The 19424-nt window shown below is 70.4% G+C and carries 18 protein-coding genes; 7 read left to right on the top strand and 11 right to left on the bottom strand.

Going from position 1 to position 19424, the window contains the following annotated elements:
- Window positions 1-9: 9 nt before the first annotated feature.
- On the bottom strand, window positions 10-876 hold the full coding sequence (locus ABZ906_RS08855) for a LysR family transcriptional regulator (protein WP_361379342.1): 867 nt from the start codon (window positions 874-876) through the stop codon (window positions 10-12).
- A 67-nt stretch (window positions 877-943) separates the two neighbouring features.
- Window positions 944-1531 carry a helix-turn-helix domain-containing protein gene (locus ABZ906_RS08860; RefSeq protein ID WP_361190306.1) on the bottom strand — a complete coding sequence of 196 codons (588 nt, stop codon included), beginning with the start codon at window positions 1529-1531 and terminating at the stop codon, window positions 944-946.
- A gap of 71 nt (window positions 1532-1602) precedes the next feature.
- On the opposite strand from ABZ906_RS08860, the gene ABZ906_RS08865 reads away from it, so the two are divergent.
- Window positions 1603-2496: an NADP-dependent oxidoreductase gene (locus ABZ906_RS08865; protein ID WP_361379345.1), complete on the top strand. Its 894-nt coding sequence runs from the start codon at window positions 1603-1605 to the stop codon at window positions 2494-2496.
- Between the two features lie 100 nt (window positions 2497-2596).
- Here ABZ906_RS08865 and ABZ906_RS08870 read toward each other — a convergent pair whose 3' ends face one another.
- From ABZ906_RS08870 to ABZ906_RS08895, 6 genes are all read right to left on the bottom strand, one after another.
- Window positions 2597-5029 (bottom strand): beta-L-arabinofuranosidase domain-containing protein, encoded by a 2433-nt coding sequence (locus ABZ906_RS08870; protein WP_361379348.1) that lies wholly within the window; start codon window positions 5027-5029, stop codon window positions 2597-2599.
- A 205-nt stretch (window positions 5030-5234) separates the two neighbouring features.
- Window positions 5235-6449 (bottom strand): D-mannonate dehydratase ManD, encoded by a 1215-nt coding sequence (manD, locus tag ABZ906_RS08875; protein WP_361379351.1) that lies wholly within the window; start codon window positions 6447-6449, stop codon window positions 5235-5237.
- Window positions 6450-6498: 49 nt separating this feature from the next.
- Window positions 6499-7362 carry a carbohydrate ABC transporter permease gene (locus ABZ906_RS08880; RefSeq protein ID WP_361379354.1) on the bottom strand — a complete coding sequence of 288 codons (864 nt, stop codon included), beginning with the start codon at window positions 7360-7362 and terminating at the stop codon, window positions 6499-6501.
- Window positions 7359-8318, bottom strand: a complete 960-nt coding sequence (locus tag ABZ906_RS08885; RefSeq protein ID WP_361379357.1) for a sugar ABC transporter permease — start codon at window positions 8316-8318, stop codon at window positions 7359-7361. Before ABZ906_RS08885 ends, ABZ906_RS08880 begins: the two co-directional genes overlap by 4 nt.
- Window positions 8318-9634 (bottom strand): sugar ABC transporter substrate-binding protein, encoded by a 1317-nt coding sequence (locus ABZ906_RS08890; RefSeq protein ID WP_361379360.1) that lies wholly within the window; start codon window positions 9632-9634, stop codon window positions 8318-8320. Before ABZ906_RS08890 ends, ABZ906_RS08885 begins: the two co-directional genes overlap by 1 nt.
- Before the next feature lie 221 nt (window positions 9635-9855).
- Window positions 9856-10680, bottom strand: coding sequence for a FadR/GntR family transcriptional regulator (locus ABZ906_RS08895; protein ID WP_361379363.1), 825 nt, complete (start codon window positions 10678-10680; stop codon window positions 9856-9858).
- 169 nt (window positions 10681-10849) lie between these two features.
- Here ABZ906_RS08895 and ABZ906_RS08900 point away from each other — a divergent pair, with 169 nt between their 5' ends.
- Window positions 10850-11410 carry a hypothetical protein gene (locus ABZ906_RS08900; RefSeq protein ID WP_361379366.1) on the top strand — a complete coding sequence of 187 codons (561 nt, stop codon included), beginning with the start codon at window positions 10850-10852 and terminating at the stop codon, window positions 11408-11410.
- Between the two features lie 193 nt (window positions 11411-11603).
- Window positions 11604-12392, top strand: coding sequence for a hypothetical protein (locus ABZ906_RS08905; protein ID WP_361379369.1), 789 nt, complete (start codon window positions 11604-11606; stop codon window positions 12390-12392).
- Here the strand turns inward: ABZ906_RS08905 and ABZ906_RS08910 are convergent.
- Both ABZ906_RS08910 and ABZ906_RS08915 read right to left on the bottom strand, forming a co-directional pair.
- Window positions 12362-13087, bottom strand: coding sequence for a DUF998 domain-containing protein (locus ABZ906_RS08910; protein ID WP_361379372.1), 726 nt, complete (start codon window positions 13085-13087; stop codon window positions 12362-12364). The two genes, ABZ906_RS08905 and ABZ906_RS08910, sit on opposite strands and share 31 nt — an antisense overlap.
- A gap of 339 nt (window positions 13088-13426) precedes the next feature.
- Window positions 13427-13948, bottom strand: a complete 522-nt coding sequence (locus ABZ906_RS08915; protein WP_361379375.1) for a hypothetical protein — start codon at window positions 13946-13948, stop codon at window positions 13427-13429.
- 159 nt (window positions 13949-14107) lie between these two features.
- On the opposite strand from ABZ906_RS08915, the gene ABZ906_RS08920 reads away from it, so the two are divergent.
- Complete coding sequence (locus ABZ906_RS08920; RefSeq protein ID WP_361381347.1) at window positions 14108-14728, top strand: hypothetical protein; 621 nt, start codon at window positions 14108-14110, stop codon at window positions 14726-14728.
- A gap of 64 nt (window positions 14729-14792) precedes the next feature.
- On the opposite strand, the gene ABZ906_RS08925 is transcribed toward ABZ906_RS08920, so the two are convergent.
- Entirely contained in the window at window positions 14793-14987 is a 195-nt protein-coding gene (locus tag ABZ906_RS08925) for a hypothetical protein (protein WP_361379378.1), read from the bottom strand.
- Between the two features lie 414 nt (window positions 14988-15401).
- Between ABZ906_RS08925 and ABZ906_RS08930 the strand changes: the two genes are divergently transcribed.
- From ABZ906_RS08930 to ABZ906_RS08940, 3 genes are all read left to right on the top strand, one after another.
- On the top strand, window positions 15402-16313 hold the full coding sequence (locus ABZ906_RS08930) for a LysR family transcriptional regulator (protein ID WP_361379381.1): 912 nt from the start codon (window positions 15402-15404) through the stop codon (window positions 16311-16313).
- A gap of 104 nt (window positions 16314-16417) precedes the next feature.
- Window positions 16418-17779 (top strand): histidinol dehydrogenase, encoded by a 1362-nt coding sequence (gene hisD / locus ABZ906_RS08935; RefSeq protein ID WP_361379384.1) that lies wholly within the window; start codon window positions 16418-16420, stop codon window positions 17777-17779.
- A gap of 232 nt (window positions 17780-18011) precedes the next feature.
- Window positions 18012-19406 carry an amino acid permease gene (locus tag ABZ906_RS08940; protein ID WP_361379387.1) on the top strand — a complete coding sequence of 465 codons (1395 nt, stop codon included), beginning with the start codon at window positions 18012-18014 and terminating at the stop codon, window positions 19404-19406.
- Window positions 19407-19424 lie beyond the last annotated feature (18 nt).

The following is a 19424-nucleotide window of genomic DNA, read 5'->3' on the forward strand; positions in this document are numbered from 1 at the left end:
GAGGGGAATTCACCACTTCTCCGCACGCAGCAGTTCCAGCAGGGCCGTCTCCGCCGGGCCCGCGTCCTGCCGCAGCACGGCGATGACGGGCTGGGACACGGCCGGGAACACCGGGCGTACGAGGTGTTCGTGGCCCTGCGGTACCGCGGAGGCCGGGACGAGCGTCGCCCCGAGGCCGTGCGCGGCCCAGCGCACGGCCGTTGCCGTCTGGGAGACGCGGGCGGCGGTGGTCGGGGTCAGGTCGTTGTCCCGCAGCACGGTCAGGAGCACGGCGTCCAGCGCACTGTCCCGGTCGAACCTCACCCAGGGCTCCCCCTCCAGTTCGCGCAGCTCGATCCGGTCGGCGGCGAGTTGCGGGTGCCCGGCGGCGAGGACCACGACGAACTCCTCGTCACCGAGGTGGTGGGCGTCGTCGGGGCTCTGCTCGCACCGCGCCATCAGGGCGAGGTCCAGTACACCCCGGCGGCCCAGCTGTTCCAGCTCGGCGGAGCTCGGCTCCTCGAAGACGCTGACCTCGAGGCGTGGATAGCGGCGGCGCAGCGCGCCGAGGGCACCGGGCAACTGCCGTGTGCCGAAGCCCATCTGCACCGAGACCACCAGCTCGCCCACCAGTTCTTCGGCGCCGGCCTGTGCCGTGGCCCTGGCCCGCCGTGACGCTCTCACCGCGACCTCCGCCTCCCGCAGGAACGCGCGGCCGACCACGGTGGGCACCAGGCCGGTCGGCGTGCGGGCGAAGAGCTTGACGCCCAGTTCGCGCTCCAGGCCGCGGATCTGCTGGGACACCGACGGCTGGGCGACGTGCAGCAGTTCCGCCGCGGCCGTCACCGAGCCCTCTTCGGCCACGGCCAGGGCGTACTCGTACTGACGAAGGCTCATCGCTCCCCTCCCCTCTCAGCGCTGGACCGCGTCCTGGGGCGATGCGCCGGGGGACCGCCCGCCGGACTCACGCGCGCCCGGCGGGTGAGGCGACCTCCCAGGCCGCCTCGATCATCTCGAAGACCTCGTCCACCACGGCCTGCGGATCATTCGCCTCACGGGCCAGCGAGAAGGCGTCGATCGTGAACCGTGCGACGGCCCGGCAGGACGTCGCGTCCGCGGGCAGGCCGAGGTCGGCGGCGATGGCCGCTGCCAGTGACGTGGCGTGGCGCAGCCGCATCGCCTCCTCGTACTGCCGCAGGGCGGGTGATGCGTCGATCATGCGCCAGAGGGGGTCCGCGCCCTCCGCCGTGCAGTGGCGCACCAGGGCCCGGACTTCGTGGCGCAGCGCGGGGATGAGCGGATCGTGCGGCGCCCGGTCGGTGACGGCCCGCGTGAGGCGTTGCTCGAAGTCTTCGTCCAGCTCGAACACCAGGGCCTCTTTGGAGGCGAAATGGGAGAAGACCGTGGTGACGGCGACGTCCGCTTCCGCGGCCACGTCGCGAATGCCCACCGCGTCATACCCGCGTTCCAGGAAGAGCTCCAGGGCGGTATCGGCGATCTTCTGGCGGGTCGCGGCCTTCTTGCGCTCACGGCGTCCGGACGGCTCGGTCATGCCCTGGACGCTACCAGGTACAAAACCCTAACCGTTTTGGAACACTAACCGTTAGTGTTACGTTCGGCGGCATGAAGAGAGTGAGCTTCGCCGAGTTCGGCGGCCCCGACGTTCTGCAACTCATCGAAGCCGAGGAGCCCCACGCGGGCCCCGGCCAGATACGCATCGCCGTGCGGGCGGCGGGCGTGAACCCCGTCGACTGGCGGATCCGCGAGGGCCAGGTCCTGGGAGCCCATCCGACCGAGCTGCCCTCCGGGGTCGGCCTTGATGCCTCCGGGGTGGTGGACGAGGTCGGCGAGGGAGTCGAGGGGGTCGCGATCGGCGACCATGTGTTCGGCGAAGGCCACGGCACCTATGCCGAGTTCGCCGTACTGGGGGCCTGGGCCCGTATGCCCGAGGGGCTGACGTTCGAGGAGGCGGCCGGCTACCCCTCCGTGATGGAGACCGCGCTGCGCATCATCCGCGAGGTCGGTGTGCGGCCCGGCCAGACGCTGCTGGTCAGCGGCGCGTCCGGGGGCGTCGGCTCGGCGGTGCTTCAGGTCGCCCGCGAGCGCGGCATCTCGGTGATCGGCACGGCAGGCGCCGCGAACCAGGACTATCTGCGGGGCCTGGGCGCCATCGCCACGACGTACGGCGAGGGTCTGGTCGAGCGGGTGCGGCGGCTCGGCCCGGTCGACGCCGCTCTCGATCTGGCCGGTACCGGCGTGATCCGCGAACTCGTCGAACTGACCGGGGATCCGCAGAAGGTCGTCTCCACCGCCGATCTCACCGCGCCCGACTTCGGCGCCCGCTTCTCCGGCGTGGCCGGGAGCATGCCCGACGCGCTCGCCGAGACCGTCGCCCTCATCTCACGAGGGAGGCTGCACATCCCGGTCGAGAAGTCGTACGCGCTCGCCGACGCCGCGGCGGCACACGTCGACAGCCAGGCCGGGCACACGCGCGGTCGCCGGGTCCTGATCGTCTGACCGGCTCGTCTCCGTCGAACGCGATCGCGGGGAGTTCACGCAGCGGTCGGTGCCGCCCGGCCACCAGGGCGCGGGCGGCATCGACGACATGAGGCAGGCGTCAGACCAGCCGCCACAGATGGTCCGCCGTGCCGTTGTCCTCGAACTGCACGACCTGCGCGCTGTTGGACGTGGACATGCCGTCCACCCCGAGGACCTTGCCGCTGTGCACATTGCGGAGCAGGAACCAGCCGTCGCCCTTGTCGACCTGCTCCCAGCGCAGATGTGCGGCTCCGCTGTCGGTGAACTGCACGGACTTGGCGGAGTTGGCCGTTGACGCGCCTTCGATTCCGAGGACCTTGCCGCTGTGGCCGTTGCGCAGGGTGTAGCGGCCCTCGCCCCGGTCGATGAGCTGCCATGCGTGGTCGCCCGTACCGGAGTTGTCGAACTGGACCACGCGTCCGCCGTCGTCCAGGGACATGCCGTCGACCGCGAGGATCTTGCCGCTGTGCCGGTTCTCGATCCGGCGGTAGCGCGGCTCGGGCGTCCAGGGGCGGCCGTCGGGGCTCGCCGTGGGGAACGCGGTGACGCGCAGGCGGGCCGCGCCCATGGGGATGAGGGTCACCTCCTCTTCCGCGCCGGTGGCCCGGGCCGGGCTCTGCTGGAGCGGGGCCACCACGTGCTCGTCGTCCGCGACCCACTGCTCCAGGCGCCGGGCGCGGGCCCGGATGCGCACCGGGACGTCCTCGTGCGTGAAGGGGTCGCCGGTCAGCGGGCCGGAGTCGGCGCTGAAGGCGAGATCGTCCTGCGGGTCGGGGGCCAGTGCGTAGTTCCACGGGGTGGTCGCGTGCACCGCCTGGTGCGGGAAGGCGTCCGTGCCCGCGTACCGCTCGTAGGACTCCCCGATGCGCAGGGAGTAGGTGAGGGGGCCGCGGTCGACGCTGACCGCGCCGCTCTTCCAGGTGCGCACCTTCGTGGCCTGCGGCAGTCGCAGCGTGACACGGTCGCCGTTACGCCAGGTCCGCTCGATCTCGGCGAACGCCGGGCCGTCGGCCGGAGCCTGCACCCGGCGTCCGTTGACGGCGAGCTGCGGGCTCTCGCACCAGCCGGGTATGCGCAGCCTCAGCGGGAAGCGCACCGCCTTGTCCAGGGCCAGCGTGAGGGTGACGGTCTCCTTGAAGGGGTAGTCGGTGTCCTCGGTGATCGTGACGGAGGTGCCGTCGGCGACCTTCGCCGTGACCCGGCACGGCGCGTACATCGCCGCCGCGAGGCCGCGGTCGGGCGTCGCGAGCCACAGCTCCTCGGTGAAGTAGGGCCAGCCCATGCCGTAGTTGTGCGGGCAGCAGCGGTACTGGTCGACGCCGGGCTGGAAGGACTGCATCGCGAAGCCGTTCTGGAACTGCCCCTGCGTCTTGCGGGTGTTGTCGAGGTCGATGCTGTTGGCGCTGGTGACGTAGTGGATGCCCGATCCGGCGGGGTCGGTCGACGCGGGCAGCATGTTGAAGGCCAGCTCCTCGCACAGATCGGCCCAGACCGGGTCGCCGGTGATGCGGGTAAGGAGTTCGTGGCTGGCCATGAACTCGACGGTGCCGCAGGTCTCGAAGCCCTGGCGGGGGTCGCTGAAGCCGGGGCGTGCGTTCTCGTCCCCGGCGAAGCCGCCGCCGGGGAACTGGCCGTAGGTGCCGATCGCGGTCGCGTAGTTGCGGTACGTCGCCCGGGTGTGGTCGGCCTTGCCCGAGCGCAGCGCGTACTGGGCGGGCTCGCGGAAGCCCTGCGCCACGTTGACGTTGTGCCAGTCGGCGACGCCGCCGGCCCAGTCCACGCCGTGGGTGTGCATCTTGTCGGTGAGGTCGAGCAGGAAGCTCTCGCGGGTGCGGTTGTAGAGCCAGAAGGCGACGTCCAGGCCGTCGCCCCAGCGCTTGGAGACCCAGCTGGAGTCGAACGCGCCCGGGCCCTGGGCGTTCATGAAGCGCATGAAACGCAGGATGAACGGCTCGATGCGCTTGTCCCCGGTGAACTCCTCGTGGGAGCGCAGCGCCTGGAGGAGCGGCAGGTAGGGCCAGAAGTCGGGTCCGCCGTTGAGCGAGGTGCGCAGTCTTCTCGGGCCGAAGAAGCCGTCCGCTTCCTGGGTGGCGAGGATCGCGTCGATCCAGCGGCGGCTCTCCGCCAGGGCGGTGCGATCCCCGGTGAGGGCGGCGAGGTCGACGTATCCGCGCAGCCAGTACGTCACTTCCTCCCAGCCCACCTTGTCCGGGTGCACCCAGCCGGAGTCGTCGAACTTGAGGAAGTGGGAGATCTCCGCGTACCGCCCGAACAGGCCGCCGAGCAGGAGGTCGAGCTGTCCGCGCAGCCAGCCGCGTGCGGTGACGCTGCCCAGCGGGAGCTTCTGGAAGGCGGTGGGGGCCAGCGGTGCGGCGCTGGGTCCGTAGAGGCCGCCGCGCGCCGGGGTCGCCGCGTGCGCGGTGGGGCCGGTGAGGGCGGTCATCCCGCCGGTCGCTCCGAGGGTGATGGCGCCGGAGCGCAGGAGGAAGTGGCGTCGGCCGAGCTGCGTCATGAGTACCGTCCCGTCGTTGTCCGTATGCGCTGGTGGCAGCCGTGCAGACTGCTTTACAACGTTGGAAAACCGTGGTGTGCGAGAGCTCAACAGCGTGGGAATCAGGAACAGTTGGCATCCCAGCACCCGGTGACGGGATTGTCCAGGGGGCAGGAAGGGACGGGAGGGAGGGAGGGACGGAGCCGGCCGCCCCTCCCCCGGCCGCTCACCAGTCGTGCACGGTGCCGTCCTGGAGCCGGTTGACCGGCAGATAGGCCGCTTCGTAGGGGTGGGCGGCCGCAAGCTCCTCGTCCAGTTCCACGCCGATGCCGGGAGCCTCGCCCGGGTGCAGGTGGCCGTCGGCGAACGTGTAGGCGTGCCGGAAGACCTCGTCGGTGAGGGAGGTGTGGCCCGAGTACTCCTGGATCCCGAAGTTGTGCACGGCGAGGTCCAGGTGCAGGGCTGCCGCCATCCCCACCGGGGAGATGTCCTCGGGGCCGTGCACCGCGCTCTTGATCTGGTACTGCGCGGCGAAGTCGAAGAGCTTGCGCAGCGGTGTGACGCCCCCGAAGTGGGTGACCGCGGAGCGCACGTAGTCGATCAACTGCTCGGTGATCAGGGCCTGGTAGTCGTGCACGGTGTTGAACACCTCGCCGATGGCCAGCGGCGTGGTGGTGTTGCGGCGCACGAGGCGCAGGGCCTCCTGGTTCTCGGCCGGGGTGCAGTCCTCCAGCCAGAACGGGCGGTATGGCTCCAGGTCCTTGCCGAGCCGGGCCGCCTGTATCGGGCTCAGGCGGTGGTGTGCGTCGTGCAGCAGCGGGAGTTCGGCGCCGAACTCGGCGCGGACCGCCTCGAAGACGGTGGGCGTGTGGCGCAGGTAGGCGTCGGTGTCCCAGTCCTCCACCAGGGGGCGGGCCTGCTGGTGCAGGACGGGATCGCCGTCGTCGTCGGTGCTGTGCACGCCGTAGACGGCCTTCAGGCCGGGGATGCCCGACTGGACGCGCACCGCCTGGTAGCCCTCGGCGAGCCTGGCCCGTACGGAGTCGAGGAGCTCGGGGATGTCGCGGCCGTTGGCGTGCCCGTAGGTGCGCACGCGCTCGCGGCTCGCGCCGCCGAGGAGCTGGTAGAGCGGCAGTCCCGCGGCCTTCGCCTTGATGTCCCACAGGGCGACGTCGACGGCGGCGATCGCGGCCATGGTGACCGGGCCGCGCCGCCAGTAGGCCCCGCGGTACAGGTACTGCCAGGTGTCCTCGATGCGGTGGGGGTCGCGGCCTATGAGCAGGGGCGCGACGTGGTCGGTCAGATAGCTGACGACGGCGAGTTCCCGGCCGTTGAGGGTGGCGTCGCCGAGTCCGGTGAGGCCGTCGTCGGTCGTCAGCTTCAGGGTGACGAAGTTGCGGCCCGGGCTGGTGACGACGACCTTCGCGTCGACGATCTTCATACAGGAGCTCTTTCCGGTGCAGGGGGTGGTGAGGGTGAGGGGGGCTCGCTCAACCCTTGGTGGCGCCCGAGGTCAGGCCCGCCACCAGGTACTTCTGTCCGACGACGGCGGCGATGACGACGGGGACGGTGATGAGGGTGGCGGCGGCCATGAGACCGCCCCAGTCGGTGCTCGCGTACGAGATGAAGTTGAAGAGGGTCACCGGCACGGTCTGGGTGCGGTCGTCGGCGAAGACCAGGGCGAACATGAAGTTGTTCCAGCTGAAGACGAACGCGAGGAGCGAGGCGGTCGCGGTGCCGGGTGCGGCCAGGGGCAGCGAGATGCGCCAGAAGGCGCCGAACGCGCTCAGTCCGTCTGTGCGGGCGGCTTCTTCGAGCTCGACCGGAAGGCCGGCGAAGAAGCTGATCATGATCCACATGATGAGCGGCACGGAGACGAACATGTGGCTGAGCACCAGGACGGTGTAGGAGCCGACGAGCCCCATCTGCGCGAACAGGTAGTACCAGGGCACGAGCAGCGAGATCGCGGGCACGATGCGGGCGACGAGGATCAGCGAGCCGGTGCGGTGCATCCCGAACCGGCCCACGGCCCACGCGGCGGGTACGGCGATGACGGCGGAGAGCACCGTGGACACCACCCCCACCAGGAGGGAGTTGCCCATGGAGCGCACGATCTGCCCGGCCTCCACGATGCTGCGGAAGTTGTCCAGGGTGGGCGTGAACCACAGTCCCACGCTCGGGTCGGTGACCTGCACGTTGGTCTTGAACGCGGCGGCGAACATCCACACCAGCGGCAACGCGAAGACCAGGGTGACCAGGGTGATGGCCGTGCCGCGCAGCCAGGTCCACTTCCGCCGTCCGCGGGCGGCGGGCGTGACGGACCGTCGGGCGGCAGGGGTGGCGGTGGCACTCATGCGGACTTCCTTCCGCCGCGGCGGCGCAGCAGGACCACGACACCGATGATGAACAGCGTGAACAGGACCAGGACGGCGGCGGCCAGGCCGTACTCCTGGTAGTCGAAGGTCAGGCCGTAGGCGTAGACGTTGAGTGTCTCGGCCTCGAAGTCGGAGCCGCCGCCCGCGCCCTTGGTGGCGTAGAGGATGTCGAAGGTCTTCAGCGCGTCGACGGCGCGCAGGACCAGAGCCGTGGCGAGCGTGGGGCCGAGCATCGGCAGGATGACGTGGCGGAAGCGCTGCCAGGCGTTCGCGCCGTCGACGAGCGCGGCTTCCTCGGGCTCCTCGGGCAGCGTGGTCAGGCCCGCGAGCAGCAGCAGCGTCATCATCGGCGTCCACTGCCATACGTCGATGAGCATCAGCATCGGCAGGGACTGGCTCACCGAGCCGAGGAACTCCTGGCGGGGCAGGCCGATGCCTTCCAGCAGGTGGTTGGCGATGCCGTTCGTGGGGTCGAGGATCAGCAGCCACAGGACGCCGATGGCGACGGGGGTGGCGAGCAGCGGGATGATCAGGACGGTGCGCACCAGGCGCATGCCGCGGAACGGCTTGCGCATGAGCATCGCGAGGGCGAGGCCGAGTACGGTCTCCAGGACCACGGCGCCGACGGTGAAGACGAGGGTGCGTCGGGCGGCGGGCCAGAAGCGGCGGGCATCGCCCAGGGCGTCGGTGAAGTTCCGCAGTCCGATGTGCCGCTTGTCGGCGTTCACCGCGCCGAAGGCGTCGGTCAGGCTCAGGTCGAGCGTGAAGGCCAGCGGGAAGACGATCATCAGGCCGACGAAGAGCAGCGCCGGGGCCAGCATCGTCCACTTCAGGCGCCGGTTGGCCTGCTCGAAGGTGCGCGGCGGCCGGGTGCGTTTGCCGGGCGCAGCGGGCGGGGTGTCGGCGCGGGCCGGGGAGACCTCGGTGGCGGCCATCAGGACTCCTTGTGGCGGTTGTCGCGGACGAGGAAATCGGCGAACTCCGCGTCGGCGTCGCGCGCGACGGGCGGTACGGACTCGCCGAGGATCGCCGCGACCAGCGGGCGGCCGACGATGTCCCTGGCCCGGCCCACCTGGAGGACCCGCGGCCGGTCGTAGCCGAGACCGCGTTCGGCGTTGATCCGCATGGACTCGGCGAGGTCCTTCGGGAAGGCGGCGAGGGTGCGGGGGTCGTCCCATACGGAGCTGCGGGCGCCGGGGATGCCGTCGGACTGGAGGGCGGCGGACATGTCCGGTCCCGCGGCCCACCTGATGAACTCCCAGGCGTCGTCGCGCAGGAGGGAGAACTTGTTGATGCCCAGGCTCCAGGACGGGATGTTGTGCGGCTTGGCGCCGGCCGGGCCCGCGGGGAAGGGCGCGAAGCCCACCGACTCGCGCACGCCCTCGGTCGCGACCTTCGGGTCGAGGAAGCTGCTGTAGACGGCGTCGGCGTCTATGTAGAACGCGGCCTTGCCCTGCGCGAAGATCGGCATGGCCTGTTCGAGGCTCATGTTGGTCGCTCCCGGCGGCCCCGCCCTGCCGAGCAGCCCGCCGTAGTACTGGTAGGCGGCCAGTGCCTCGCGGCTGCCGATGCCGGACTTGCCGTCGACGAGGAAGTCACCGCCGTACGAGTACAGGAAGCTGGACCACTGGGACACCGCGCCGCTGCGCTGCCCGCGGCCGACGTAGCCGTAGAACCCCTTCTTCTTGTCCGTCAGTTCCAGCGCGGAGGACATCAGGGCGTCCAGGGTGCGCGGCGGTCCTTCGACGAGGTCTTTGCGGTAGTAGAGCGTGGGGCGTTCGGTCACCACCGGGACGCTCAGGACCTTGCCGCCGGCCACGGAGGCCTCGCGCGGCGCCTTCTGGAAGTCCGCCCAGGCGAACTCCTTGTCGCCCTCGACCCGGTCGGTGAGGTCGGCGAGCCAGTCGTTGTGCGCGAAGACCAGCTGCTCCTGCAGTGCGCGCACCATCATGACGTCCACGTCGGTGCCCGAAGCGTTGAGCTTGACGTTGTAGCTGCTCGACAGCTGGTCGGCGGTGAGCAGGGTCATCGAGACCCGGCGCCCGATCCGCTCCTCGAACTCCTTGGTCCGCCGCTTGATCGCCTGCGACCACACGTGGTTGATCGCCATGATCCGCAACGGGCTGTCGGCCGGGGCCTTGGCGCCCTGCGGCGAACAGGCGCTCAGCGCGCCCGCGCCGACGGCGCCCGCCGCCCCTGCGGCCAGCCTGCCGAAGGAGCGCCGGCTCAACAGCTGGCTCCTCGTGGACATCGTTGTCCTCGTCTCTGTGATGGGTGTTCCCGTGTCTGCCCTGGTGGGTTTCTGCGTCTCCCGAACCACTGGTCCAACTGGTAGGACCAGTTAAGTCTGACGGGACCGTAGCAGGATGCGAACGCTCCCGAACAGCCCCTGGGGGAAAGATCCACGCAACGGAACGATCACGCCCGGCCGGCGTGAAGGGGCAGGCGCGGAGGGGCGACCGCGAAGGGCAGCTACTCCCCCGCCCGGCTGCCAGCCCGCCTGGCCTCCGTCTGGCCGAGGAGCGTCTCGATGTGGTTGCGCGCCATGATGTCCACCTGCACGTCGAGGTCCGCCCCGTACGTGCGCAGGCCGAGCATGAGGTGCTCGCGCATCCGCATGGCCGCCAGTTCCTCGTCCCGCGCCTCGATCGCCTCGAAGATCTCCGGGTGGTGCGGCACGCCCGGCTCCCCGATCGAGGGGTCGGAGTTCGAGCGCAGCATCATCTCGAGCATCATCCCGCTGATCGACGACAGCATGATCCGCAGTACGGGATTCTTGCTCGCCACCGCGATCGCGTCATGGAACTCCATGTCCGCCTGCGCCTTGACCACGACATCCGTGGCCGACTCCAGGGCGTCCCGCGCGCCGCGCATCACGGCGATGTCCTCGTCCGTGGCGTGCCGGGTCGCCAGGCGGACCATCTCGACCTCCAACGGCAGTCGCGCCTCGATGAGTTGACGGACCGTGGGACGACCGGCGCGGTACAGCGCGTCGTACCCCCTGGCCTGTCCCGAGCTCTGCTCGCGCACGAAGGAGCCCCGGCCCGGCGCGACCTCGATGAGGTGCTGCGCCTCTAGCCGCCGCAACACCTCGCGCACGACATTGCGACTGGAGCCGAACTGCGCCGCCAGCTCGCGCTCGGAGGGCAGCTTGGCCCCGACCTCGATCTCGCCGGACCGGATCTCGTGTTCCAGCTGACGCGCGATCCGCTCCGTCAGCAGGCCGCGCTCGGCGGGTTCGGAGAGACGACCCGACGGCGCGGATTCAGGCGGAGGCGAGGAAGCGGACGGCTGCATCCTCGCAGCGTACAACCCACCCCAAAGCGTTGATCACCGCGCGGGGTGCGCGCTCCCCGTGATGCCGCACGGTGGATGTGCCGACCGATGCCCCACACGCGGCGGTAGCCCTGCTCGGCGGCGGCTCGCGGGTACAGTCCCCGCGAGCCGATCGGAGCCGGGGGGCAGCGTGGACAACTCAGTCAGCCAGATCGTGATCGCGGTGCTCGGCATCGGCGGCACACTCGCCGCCGCCCTCATCACCCAGCGCAGCGCCGACCGCGCCCGGGCCCGCGAACTGGAGCACACCAGGCAACTCCAGCAGGACGAGCGCGAGTACAACACCCGCCAGGCCCGGCTCGAGGCGCGGCGCACGTGCTACGCCACCCTCAGCGCCGGTACGCGCGACCTGGCGAACGTCATGACGCGGGTCCTGCACGCACTGGAGGGCGATGAGGTGACCGAGGAGCTGCGGTCGGATCTGGGGCGGGCCCGCCGTGAGCACCGTATGCGTCACGCCGAGGCACAGATGGTGCTGCCCGACACGGTGGCGACGGCGGCCGGCATGGCCAACCGCAACCTCGGCGATCTCTACGGCCTGCTCATGCGTCTCGACGCGGGCACCACGCGGCAGGGCGAGGACCTGGCAGCCGCACGGGAGAGCCTGGCCGCGCTGTGGGATCCCCTGTGGACGATGCGCCACATCATGCGGGTCGACCTCGGCATCACGGACCCCGACCGGAGCCCCTAGAGGCCCCGTACGCATCTCCTGGCCGCCCCCCTTTGGCGATCTTGCAAGCGGCGGCCGACTGCGTGTAGGAAACCCGTGACGGAACTGCCCGTCAGCCAACAGCCCCGCTTCGGAAGACAACGCGGTGGTGATACGAGAGGACCCACCGAGCGTGAACAGCACGGCGAGAAGGGGCGCCCTGACCGGGTGGCGTGTGAGACCGGCCCTGAGCACGGCCGCGCTCGTACTGGTCCTCGGCGCCGGACTGGCGGCCGACCGCGCCTTCTTCCCCTACGACAGCACCGCGTCGTCCGGTCCGGTCGACTGCGACGCGGTGGCGGAAGACAGCCTCCTGCGCGCCAGGGCCGACCTGGCCTCCAAAGCTGTCACGCCGCAGAGCGGTATCACCGATCTCGTCATACAGGCCGTGCCGGCCGAGTGCCATGACGAGCTGCGCCGTGTGGACGCCGTCATGGCGGAGGAGCGCAGGAAGCAGGTGACCTGGGATGTGCGGCTCGACCGAAGCCGTTTCTACGTCGTCGAGCAGGGTCCCGAGCCCGTGCTTCCGGAACCGGACTACCTCGCCGAGAAGTTGACGCGCCACCCCGGTCAGATCACCGTCGTCAGCCGGGTGCGGAACCACACGGCCCGCGTGACACTGAGGATCGCCGAGCGCGCCGCCGCCCCGGAGGAAGACGGCTGGCAGCTCCTGTCGGCATCCGAGTACCGCCCGGTCCGCCAGGGCGTGATGTCCGTCAGTGACGGCGGATATCCCATGCCGGGTCTGTCCGCGGGCAGAGACTTCAAGCCGTCGAAGCTGCACCTCGACCCGTCCAGGGTCTACCGCGTCCACATCTACGCGCACGGCCTCGGCGACTCGGCCGACCGCCGTGCGGCCGCCACCGAGGCCGAGGCCGAGGCCGCCGTCGAGGCCGAGGACTGGACGAAGTCGATGTCGGGCGCGGACGGGTATTACGTGCTCTTCGTGCCGCTCGACACGTAGGAGGCCTGGCGGGTCAGCCCCACCGGGCGAGTCGGCCCGGCCTGGCGGGTCAGCCCCAGGACACCGGCCGCGAGCGCCCACACCAGGAGGGGGAACGCGGCGACCCTTTCCATGCCTCCCATGCCGAGCCCGAGGTAGTGGCGGGAGAGGAACAGTCCAAGGGCCACGAGCGCGACCACCCCCAACAGGCTGGTCGCCCGGCGCAGCGGACGGGGAACGGCCCCCGAGTAGCCAAGTCCCGCCAGGCAAAGGCCGATGTTGCCCAGGCCCATGATGAGCAGAGCACCCAGGACATGCTGGTTCTCGTTCACGTCCGCAGGGAAAAGGCCCGCCAGGATAAAACCGACTCCGCCGGCGGCCAGCAGCAAGCGGGCCGCTGTCGCGGACCCGCCTCTGCGCCACAGCCCTGCACCGGTCAGGGCCACCCCCACGACGAGCAGCGCCCCCAGGACCACGAACGCCCCGTTCATCAGGCCGTGTTCGGGAGAGCACACATAGCGGGCCTCGGGATCCGCCTGAAGGGCGCAGTGCACATTGCCCAGGTCACTGATGTTGTACCGCACCCAGCTGTACGGTTTCGCCCAGGCCGATTCGACGATCCCGTGGACGACGAAGAACTGCACGACACCCGCGATCCACGCCGCGTACCCGATCCGGGCCCGCCATTTCGCACCCTCTGTGCGCTCATTTTCCATGCATACAGCGGATCATGGAGCGCTCTGTCCCAGCACTCCGACGGTCCCCCGGACCCAGGGTGGGGAAAGCCCCACGGGGAAAGCTCCCGACCTGCCTGAGCGCCGCCTTCACCTCCGACATCGCCCTCCACGCGGACGAGTGGGACACGGGCACCGCGCTGGTCGCCCACGGCTTCGGGGTGACCCTCGTGCCGCGCCTCGCCCGACTGCGCGAGGACTCACCGGCGCTGCGGGAGGTGCAAGCAGCTTGGCGACGGATACGCTCCGTTCGCTCGCCCAGCCGCAGACGGCGCCGCATCCTCCAGCGGCAGCCGCCACGGGACCGAACGCCTCAGATGCCTACTTCACCTTCCCTTCCCAGTGCCGGCCATCGTGATCAAGGTCAGGTACCACTTCGAGGTCGACCTTGTTCAACTGGTCACGCGGGACGTCGAACGCGAACTCGGCTGTGCCGTTCGCGTCCGGTGACACACTGCCCTCTATGCCGACGTCGAGATTCTGCGGGATGTCAAAAATCCGGGCACAAGTCTCCCCGTCCTCACCGGACTTCACGTACACCGACATCAGTGCGGCGTTGAAGGCCTCATCGGTGCCGTTGTGGACCTTGATGCGCCACTTCACGGCCTGATTCTTCGCCTCGTGCCCGGCGGCGGTGTCCGAGGGCGTGAATTTCTTCGGCTTCCCTGTGGTGACGGTCAGGCCGTCGTCCCACTTCTTCGTGTCTCCCCAGGAGCCCGCCTCGTCAGCTGTCGGTGGCAGCGAGGGCGCGGCCACGGCCATGCTGCTGCCGGCTCCCAGGAGGCATGCAGTCATCGCGGCGACCGACAGGCGGGCGACCGCGGAGGTGCGTATGCCGTTCATACCTCCAGGATCCGCCCGGCCCGGGGCTCGGTCGACCGGAGCAGTACCCGCCTCGTGGCCGTTCGGAGGCCGAGGCCGGGAGACACGACAAGTCGGCCCCCACGGGAAATGGTGATGCGTTCGCGGCGTCTCGCGGGCGACACTGAAGCCGTGCTGATCATGGACGCCGTAGTGGAGACTCATGGGACCAGAGACTTCGCTCTGTGGCCCGTCGCCGAGCCACCCGCAGGCTCTCTCCTGCCCCTGTCCGGCGACCTCTCACCGCACGAGCTCGGCACTGCGATGGCGGTCCTGACCAGCTACAACAAGGGACGTCGCGAGCGCGGAGCCGCCGATCCCGAGAACTGCGTGGAGCAGGTCCGTCGCCTGGTGACGACGGAGTGCGTCGTCGCTCCCGGCGGCCTGCGTCTCCGGGACACCGCTACCGGAGTCACCGCACTGCCCGGGTGCTGCAACGGTCTGGAGAACTGGCGGGACTGGCTCGAATTGCTGGACGGCGGAGAGCCGTGGCTGGGCCACGATCCCACGCCGGGCATGGAGCACGTCGGGGCAACCGTCCGCTTGTGGCCCGATGGGGATGACCGTCAGGGGCTCCCCATCTCTCTGCCGCTTGCTCAACTACCGTTGCTGCTGGAGTCAGTTCAGGAGCAGCTCGTCGCATTCCTGGCGTCTGTCGAAGCATGGGCTACTCAGTACGCCCCGCCCTTGGCCACTGCGATGGTGGCAAAACTCGGCGAAGACCTGGCCATCAGCGCACCCCTGCATGGGGACCGGGCCTGAGCCGCAGCGGCCTGCGGGGGTGTGCGGCACGTTGCGTCCACCTGAGATCCGGACGGGGCGGGTTTCAGGTGGGGTTGCCGGGGGTTGGGGTCCGGCCGACGAGGTAGACCCGGTTACGGAGTTCCGTCTCGGCCCAGTCCAGGTCAACTCGCAGGTCGAGCCAGACCCGGTCCTCGCGGTTGCCCGGCTGGTCGAGTCGGACGGCGACCCGGGAGAACACGCCCTGGAGAATCTCCCGCTTGCGTCCGGGGCTGGTCACGGACCAGCCACAGTGTCGTCGTAGCTGAGAGACAGTCCGCGATGGCCGTGTGGCTGTGGGCGTCCTGTGCCCGGGGCAAAGCGGCCGGGTCGCGGGTGGCCAGGTTCGACGGGCGCCCGGGTCCGAGCCCTGTGATCGTCCACCGTTCACCGCCCTCCCGCCTGATTCGGCCCTCAGTGTCCAGAGGCGCCACTCCCCCGGACCGAAGCCATACCGCCATACCGGAAAGCAGGGCACGCCCGCCCGATTGGCGGGACTTCTCCGCATTGCCGCGCGCCCCCGCCTACCTCGGCGCCGGCGCCGCCTCGTCAGTTCCTAGGGTGCAGGTATGCACCCGACCAGCTTCCTCCCCGCCCCCGCACGCAGTAACAGCCACAGCCGCCTCTCGGCGCTCCTCCGGATGGACCGCCCGGCATGACTCTCAATCAGCTGCGGGCCTTCGTCGAAGCCGAACGGCTCGGTTCCTTCACCGCTGCCGCGCAGGCCATGGACATCGCCCAGGCATCCGCCTCCGAGCTGGTCCGCCGCCTGGAGACGGAGCTCGACGCGGAGCTGTTCCAGCGCGGCAGCCGCACCCTGACACTGACCGCGGCGGGGCGCGAACTGCTGCCGTACGCCCAGGAGTCGGTGGCGGCGGCCGACAGCGGGACGCGGGCCGTGCACTCCCTAGGATCGCTGGGCGGCGGCACCGCCACCTTCGGAGTGCTGCGCAACGCCGACTATTACCTGCTCTCCAACCTCGTCCAGATGTTCCACGCCCGGTATCCGGCCGTACGCGTGCGGCTCGTGGGCCAGAACTCGGCCGAGACCGCCCTGGCCGTCGCGGCGGGGCAGATCGAAGCGGGCCTCGTCATTCTGCCCATCGACGACGAAGGGCTCGCCATCACGCCCCTCATGCGGGACGAGGTGTTCTTCGTCAGCGCGAGCGCCGAGCGCACCAGCGCCCCCGTGACCATCGAGGCGTTCTCCCGCGCGCCGCTCGTCCTGTACGACGCGCACTACGGCTGGAAGGACCCGACCCGGCGCCAGCTCGCCGAACGCGCCCAGCTCGCCGGAGCCCGTATCGATCCCCTGATCGAGCTCGAACACGTGGAAGCCGCACTGAAGTTGGCGGCGGCGGGCGTCGGCGACACTATCGCGAGCCGGGCGGTCATCGACAGTCCCACCTTCCCCGCCGGACTGCACACCGCGCCCTTCGCCGAACCCCTCTACGACACCATCGCGCTCGTCAGACGCCGCGGCCACCCCCTCTCCCGCGCCACCCGCGAACTCGCCCGCCTCGCCGAGGACACCCTCCGGGAGATCGGCAGCGGGCTGCTGGCCTGACACGGGGGCCCGCAAAGACCAGAAAGACCTACAGGAAAACCCTGTGCCAGCCGCAGGAATCGCCCCTCTAGTCCTGTGGCACAGCCGCGTCTACCGTCCCGCATATGCAGATCACGCACGACGAACAGAAGACCCTCGCTCCCTTCCAGTGGCTGAAGAAGCCGGAGGTCGACGGTCCCCCCGCCCAGCGCGACCCCAAGGTGGTCGAGCGCGTCTCCCAGATGCTGAAGGAGATCGAGACCAAGGGCATGGACGCCGTCCGCGCCTACGGCAAGGAGCTTGACGGCTGGTCCGGCGAGCTCGAGATCGGGGCGAATGAGCTCAAGAAGTCGGGCGACGCCCTGCCCGCCGACGTCCGTACCGCCCTGGAGATGGGCTACGAGCGCACGCACCGCTTCGCCTCCGCGCAGCGCGAGCACCTGACCGACTTCGAGATCGAGCTCGCCCCCGGAGTGGCGGGCGGACAGCGCTACGTCCCGGTGTCGCGGGTCGGCGCCTACCTCCCCGCAGGCCGCTTCCCGCTCCTGGCCAGCGCCTTCATGACCGTGGGCGTCGCCAAGACGGCCGGCGTGCCCACCGTGGTGGCGTGCACCCCGCCGTCGGGCGAGCACGGCGCCCACCCGGCCGTGCTCTATGGCGCCTACCTCTCCCGCGCCGACCGTGTCTTCGCCGTCGGCGGTGTCCAGGCCCTGGGCGCGATGGCGTTCGGCCTCCTGGGCGAGGCCCCCGTCGACATGCTGGTCGGTGCGGGCAACGCCTTCGTCACGGAGGCCAAGCGGCAGCTCTTCGGGCAGGTCGGCATCGACCTGCTCGCGGGCCCCTCCGAGGTGGCCGTCATCGCCGACGACACCGCCGACCCGGTCTGGGTCGCCGCGGACCTGCTGGGCCAGGCCGAGCACGGCCCGAACTCCCCGGCCGCACTGATCACCACCTCGGAGAAGTTGGGCCGGGCGGTCGTCGCCGAGATGGACCGGCAGCTCGAAACCCTCGCCACCCGCGACATCGCAGGCCCGGCCTGGCGCGACTTCGGCTCTGTCGTCGTCGTGCGCGACCGGGACCAGGCCGTCGCCGTGTCGGACATCCTGGGCCCCGAGCACCTGGAGATCCAGACGGAGGACGACGACTTCTACCTGCAGAACCTCGCCAACTACGGCTCGGTCTTCCTGGGCCCGTGGTCCACCGTCGCCTACTCCGACAAGGGCATCGCCGGCACGAACCATGTGCTGCCGACCGGCAAGACGGCCCGCTACAACGCGGGGCTCTCCGTCTCCCGCTTCCTCAAGCCGCTCACGTACCAGCGGGCGGTCAAGGAGGGTACGGCGTCTCTGGCACCCGCCGTCGAACGGATCTCCGCCTTCGAGGGCCTCGCCGCCCACGGTGCGACCGCCACGATCCGGATCGACCGGATCGGCCGCACCTCCGGAGCGTTCGACGCGATCCCGGAAGCGCTGCGCGAGCAGCTCTGATCCCGGACCCCGCCCCCGACCGGCCCCGTCCCCGGCCGGCCCCGCCCCCGTACCGCATCGGGCCGGGGGTGGGGGGTCCCGGCGCCGGGAGCACCGCGCTCCGTCCGCGACCGGCGCCCGGGCCGACGCCGGTGTCGAACGCCCGGGCCGCCCCCGGTCGAACGCCCGGGACGAGTGAGTACCGTCCTGTACCTGGGGCACCCCGCGCCCCCACTCCCCCGAGGATCTCCCCATGCACCACCCCACGCTCGAACCGGCGCCCCCGACCGCGGGCCCCGCGCTCCAACAGGGCCTCAAGGGCCGTCAGATCACCATGATCTCCATCGGCGGCGTGATCGGAGCCGGCCTGTTCGTCGGCTCGTCGACCGCCGTCGCGGCCGCCGGTCCTGCCGTTCTGATCTCCTTCCTGCTGGCCGCCGCCCTGGTGGTGCTCGTCATGCAGATGCTCGGGGAGATGGCCGTCGCCAACCCCGACACCGGCTCGTTCTCCACCTACGCGGACCGCGCCCTGGGCCGGTGGGCCGGGTTCTCCATCGGCTGGCTCTACTGGTGGTTCTACATCCTGGTCATTCCCATCGAGGCCATCGCCGCGGGCGAGGTCATCGCGGGTCTTACGTCGGTGCCGAGCTGGATTCCGGCGCTCGCCATGATCGCCCTGCTCGCGGGCAGCAATCTGCTCGCCGTCCGCAACTACGGCGAGTTCGAGTACTGGTTCGCCCTCCTGAAGGTCGTCGCGATCATCGCCTTCCTCGTGCTGGGCGCGCTCGCGATCTTCGGGGTCCTGCCCGGCTCGGACGCCCGGGGCGTCTCGCATCTGTGGAGCGAGGGCGGGTTCGCGCCCAACGGCGGGATCGCCGTGCTCGCCGGACTGCTCACGGCGATGTTCAGCTTCCAGGGCAGCGAGATCGTCACGATCGCCGCCGCCGAGTCCGAGGAGCCGAAGAAGAACATCAAGAAGGCCGTCCGTGCCGTCGTGTGGCGCCTGGGACTCTTCTACGTCGGCTCGATCTTCGTCGTGGTCAGCCTGGTGCCGTGGAACTCCGACGCTCTTGCCGACGGCTCCTACCAGGCGGTCCTCGACCGGATGAACATCCCGGGCGCCGGGCTGATCATGGACGTGGTGCTCGTCGTGGCGGTGAGCAGCTGTCTCAACTCGGCCATCTACACCGCCTCGCGCATGGCGTTCTCCCTCGCCCGCCGCCAGGACGCCCCCGCGGCCCTCGCCGCCACATCGGCGGCCGGTGTGCCCCGTAACGCGGTGCTCGCCTCGACCGTCATCGGCGTCGCCGCGGTGATCGCCAACTACCTTCTGCCGAGCGTCTTCACATACCTCATCGCGTCCAGCGGAGCCATCGCGCTGATGATGTACATGGTCATCGCCATCACCCAGTACGCGACGCGGCGCAAGGAGCCGCAGGCGGGCGAGGTGCGGATGTGGGCGTTCCCCTATCTGACCCTCGCCACGATCGCCTTCATCGCCGGGGTGCTCGTACTGATGGCGGTGCTGCCCGGTCACCGTCTCGAACTGTGGCTCTCCCTGGCCCTGGCCGCGGTCCTGGTCACCGTGGGCGTGCTGCGGCAGCGGCGGCACGGCGACCGGCCGGCCGTGGCGGCCGGTCAGGGGTGAGGCGTCAGGGATGAGGCG

It is taken from the genome of Streptomyces sp. NPDC046925 (assembly GCF_040644915.1).
In the GTDB taxonomy this organism is placed as follows: Bacteria; Actinomycetota; Actinomycetes; order Streptomycetales; family Streptomycetaceae; genus Streptomyces.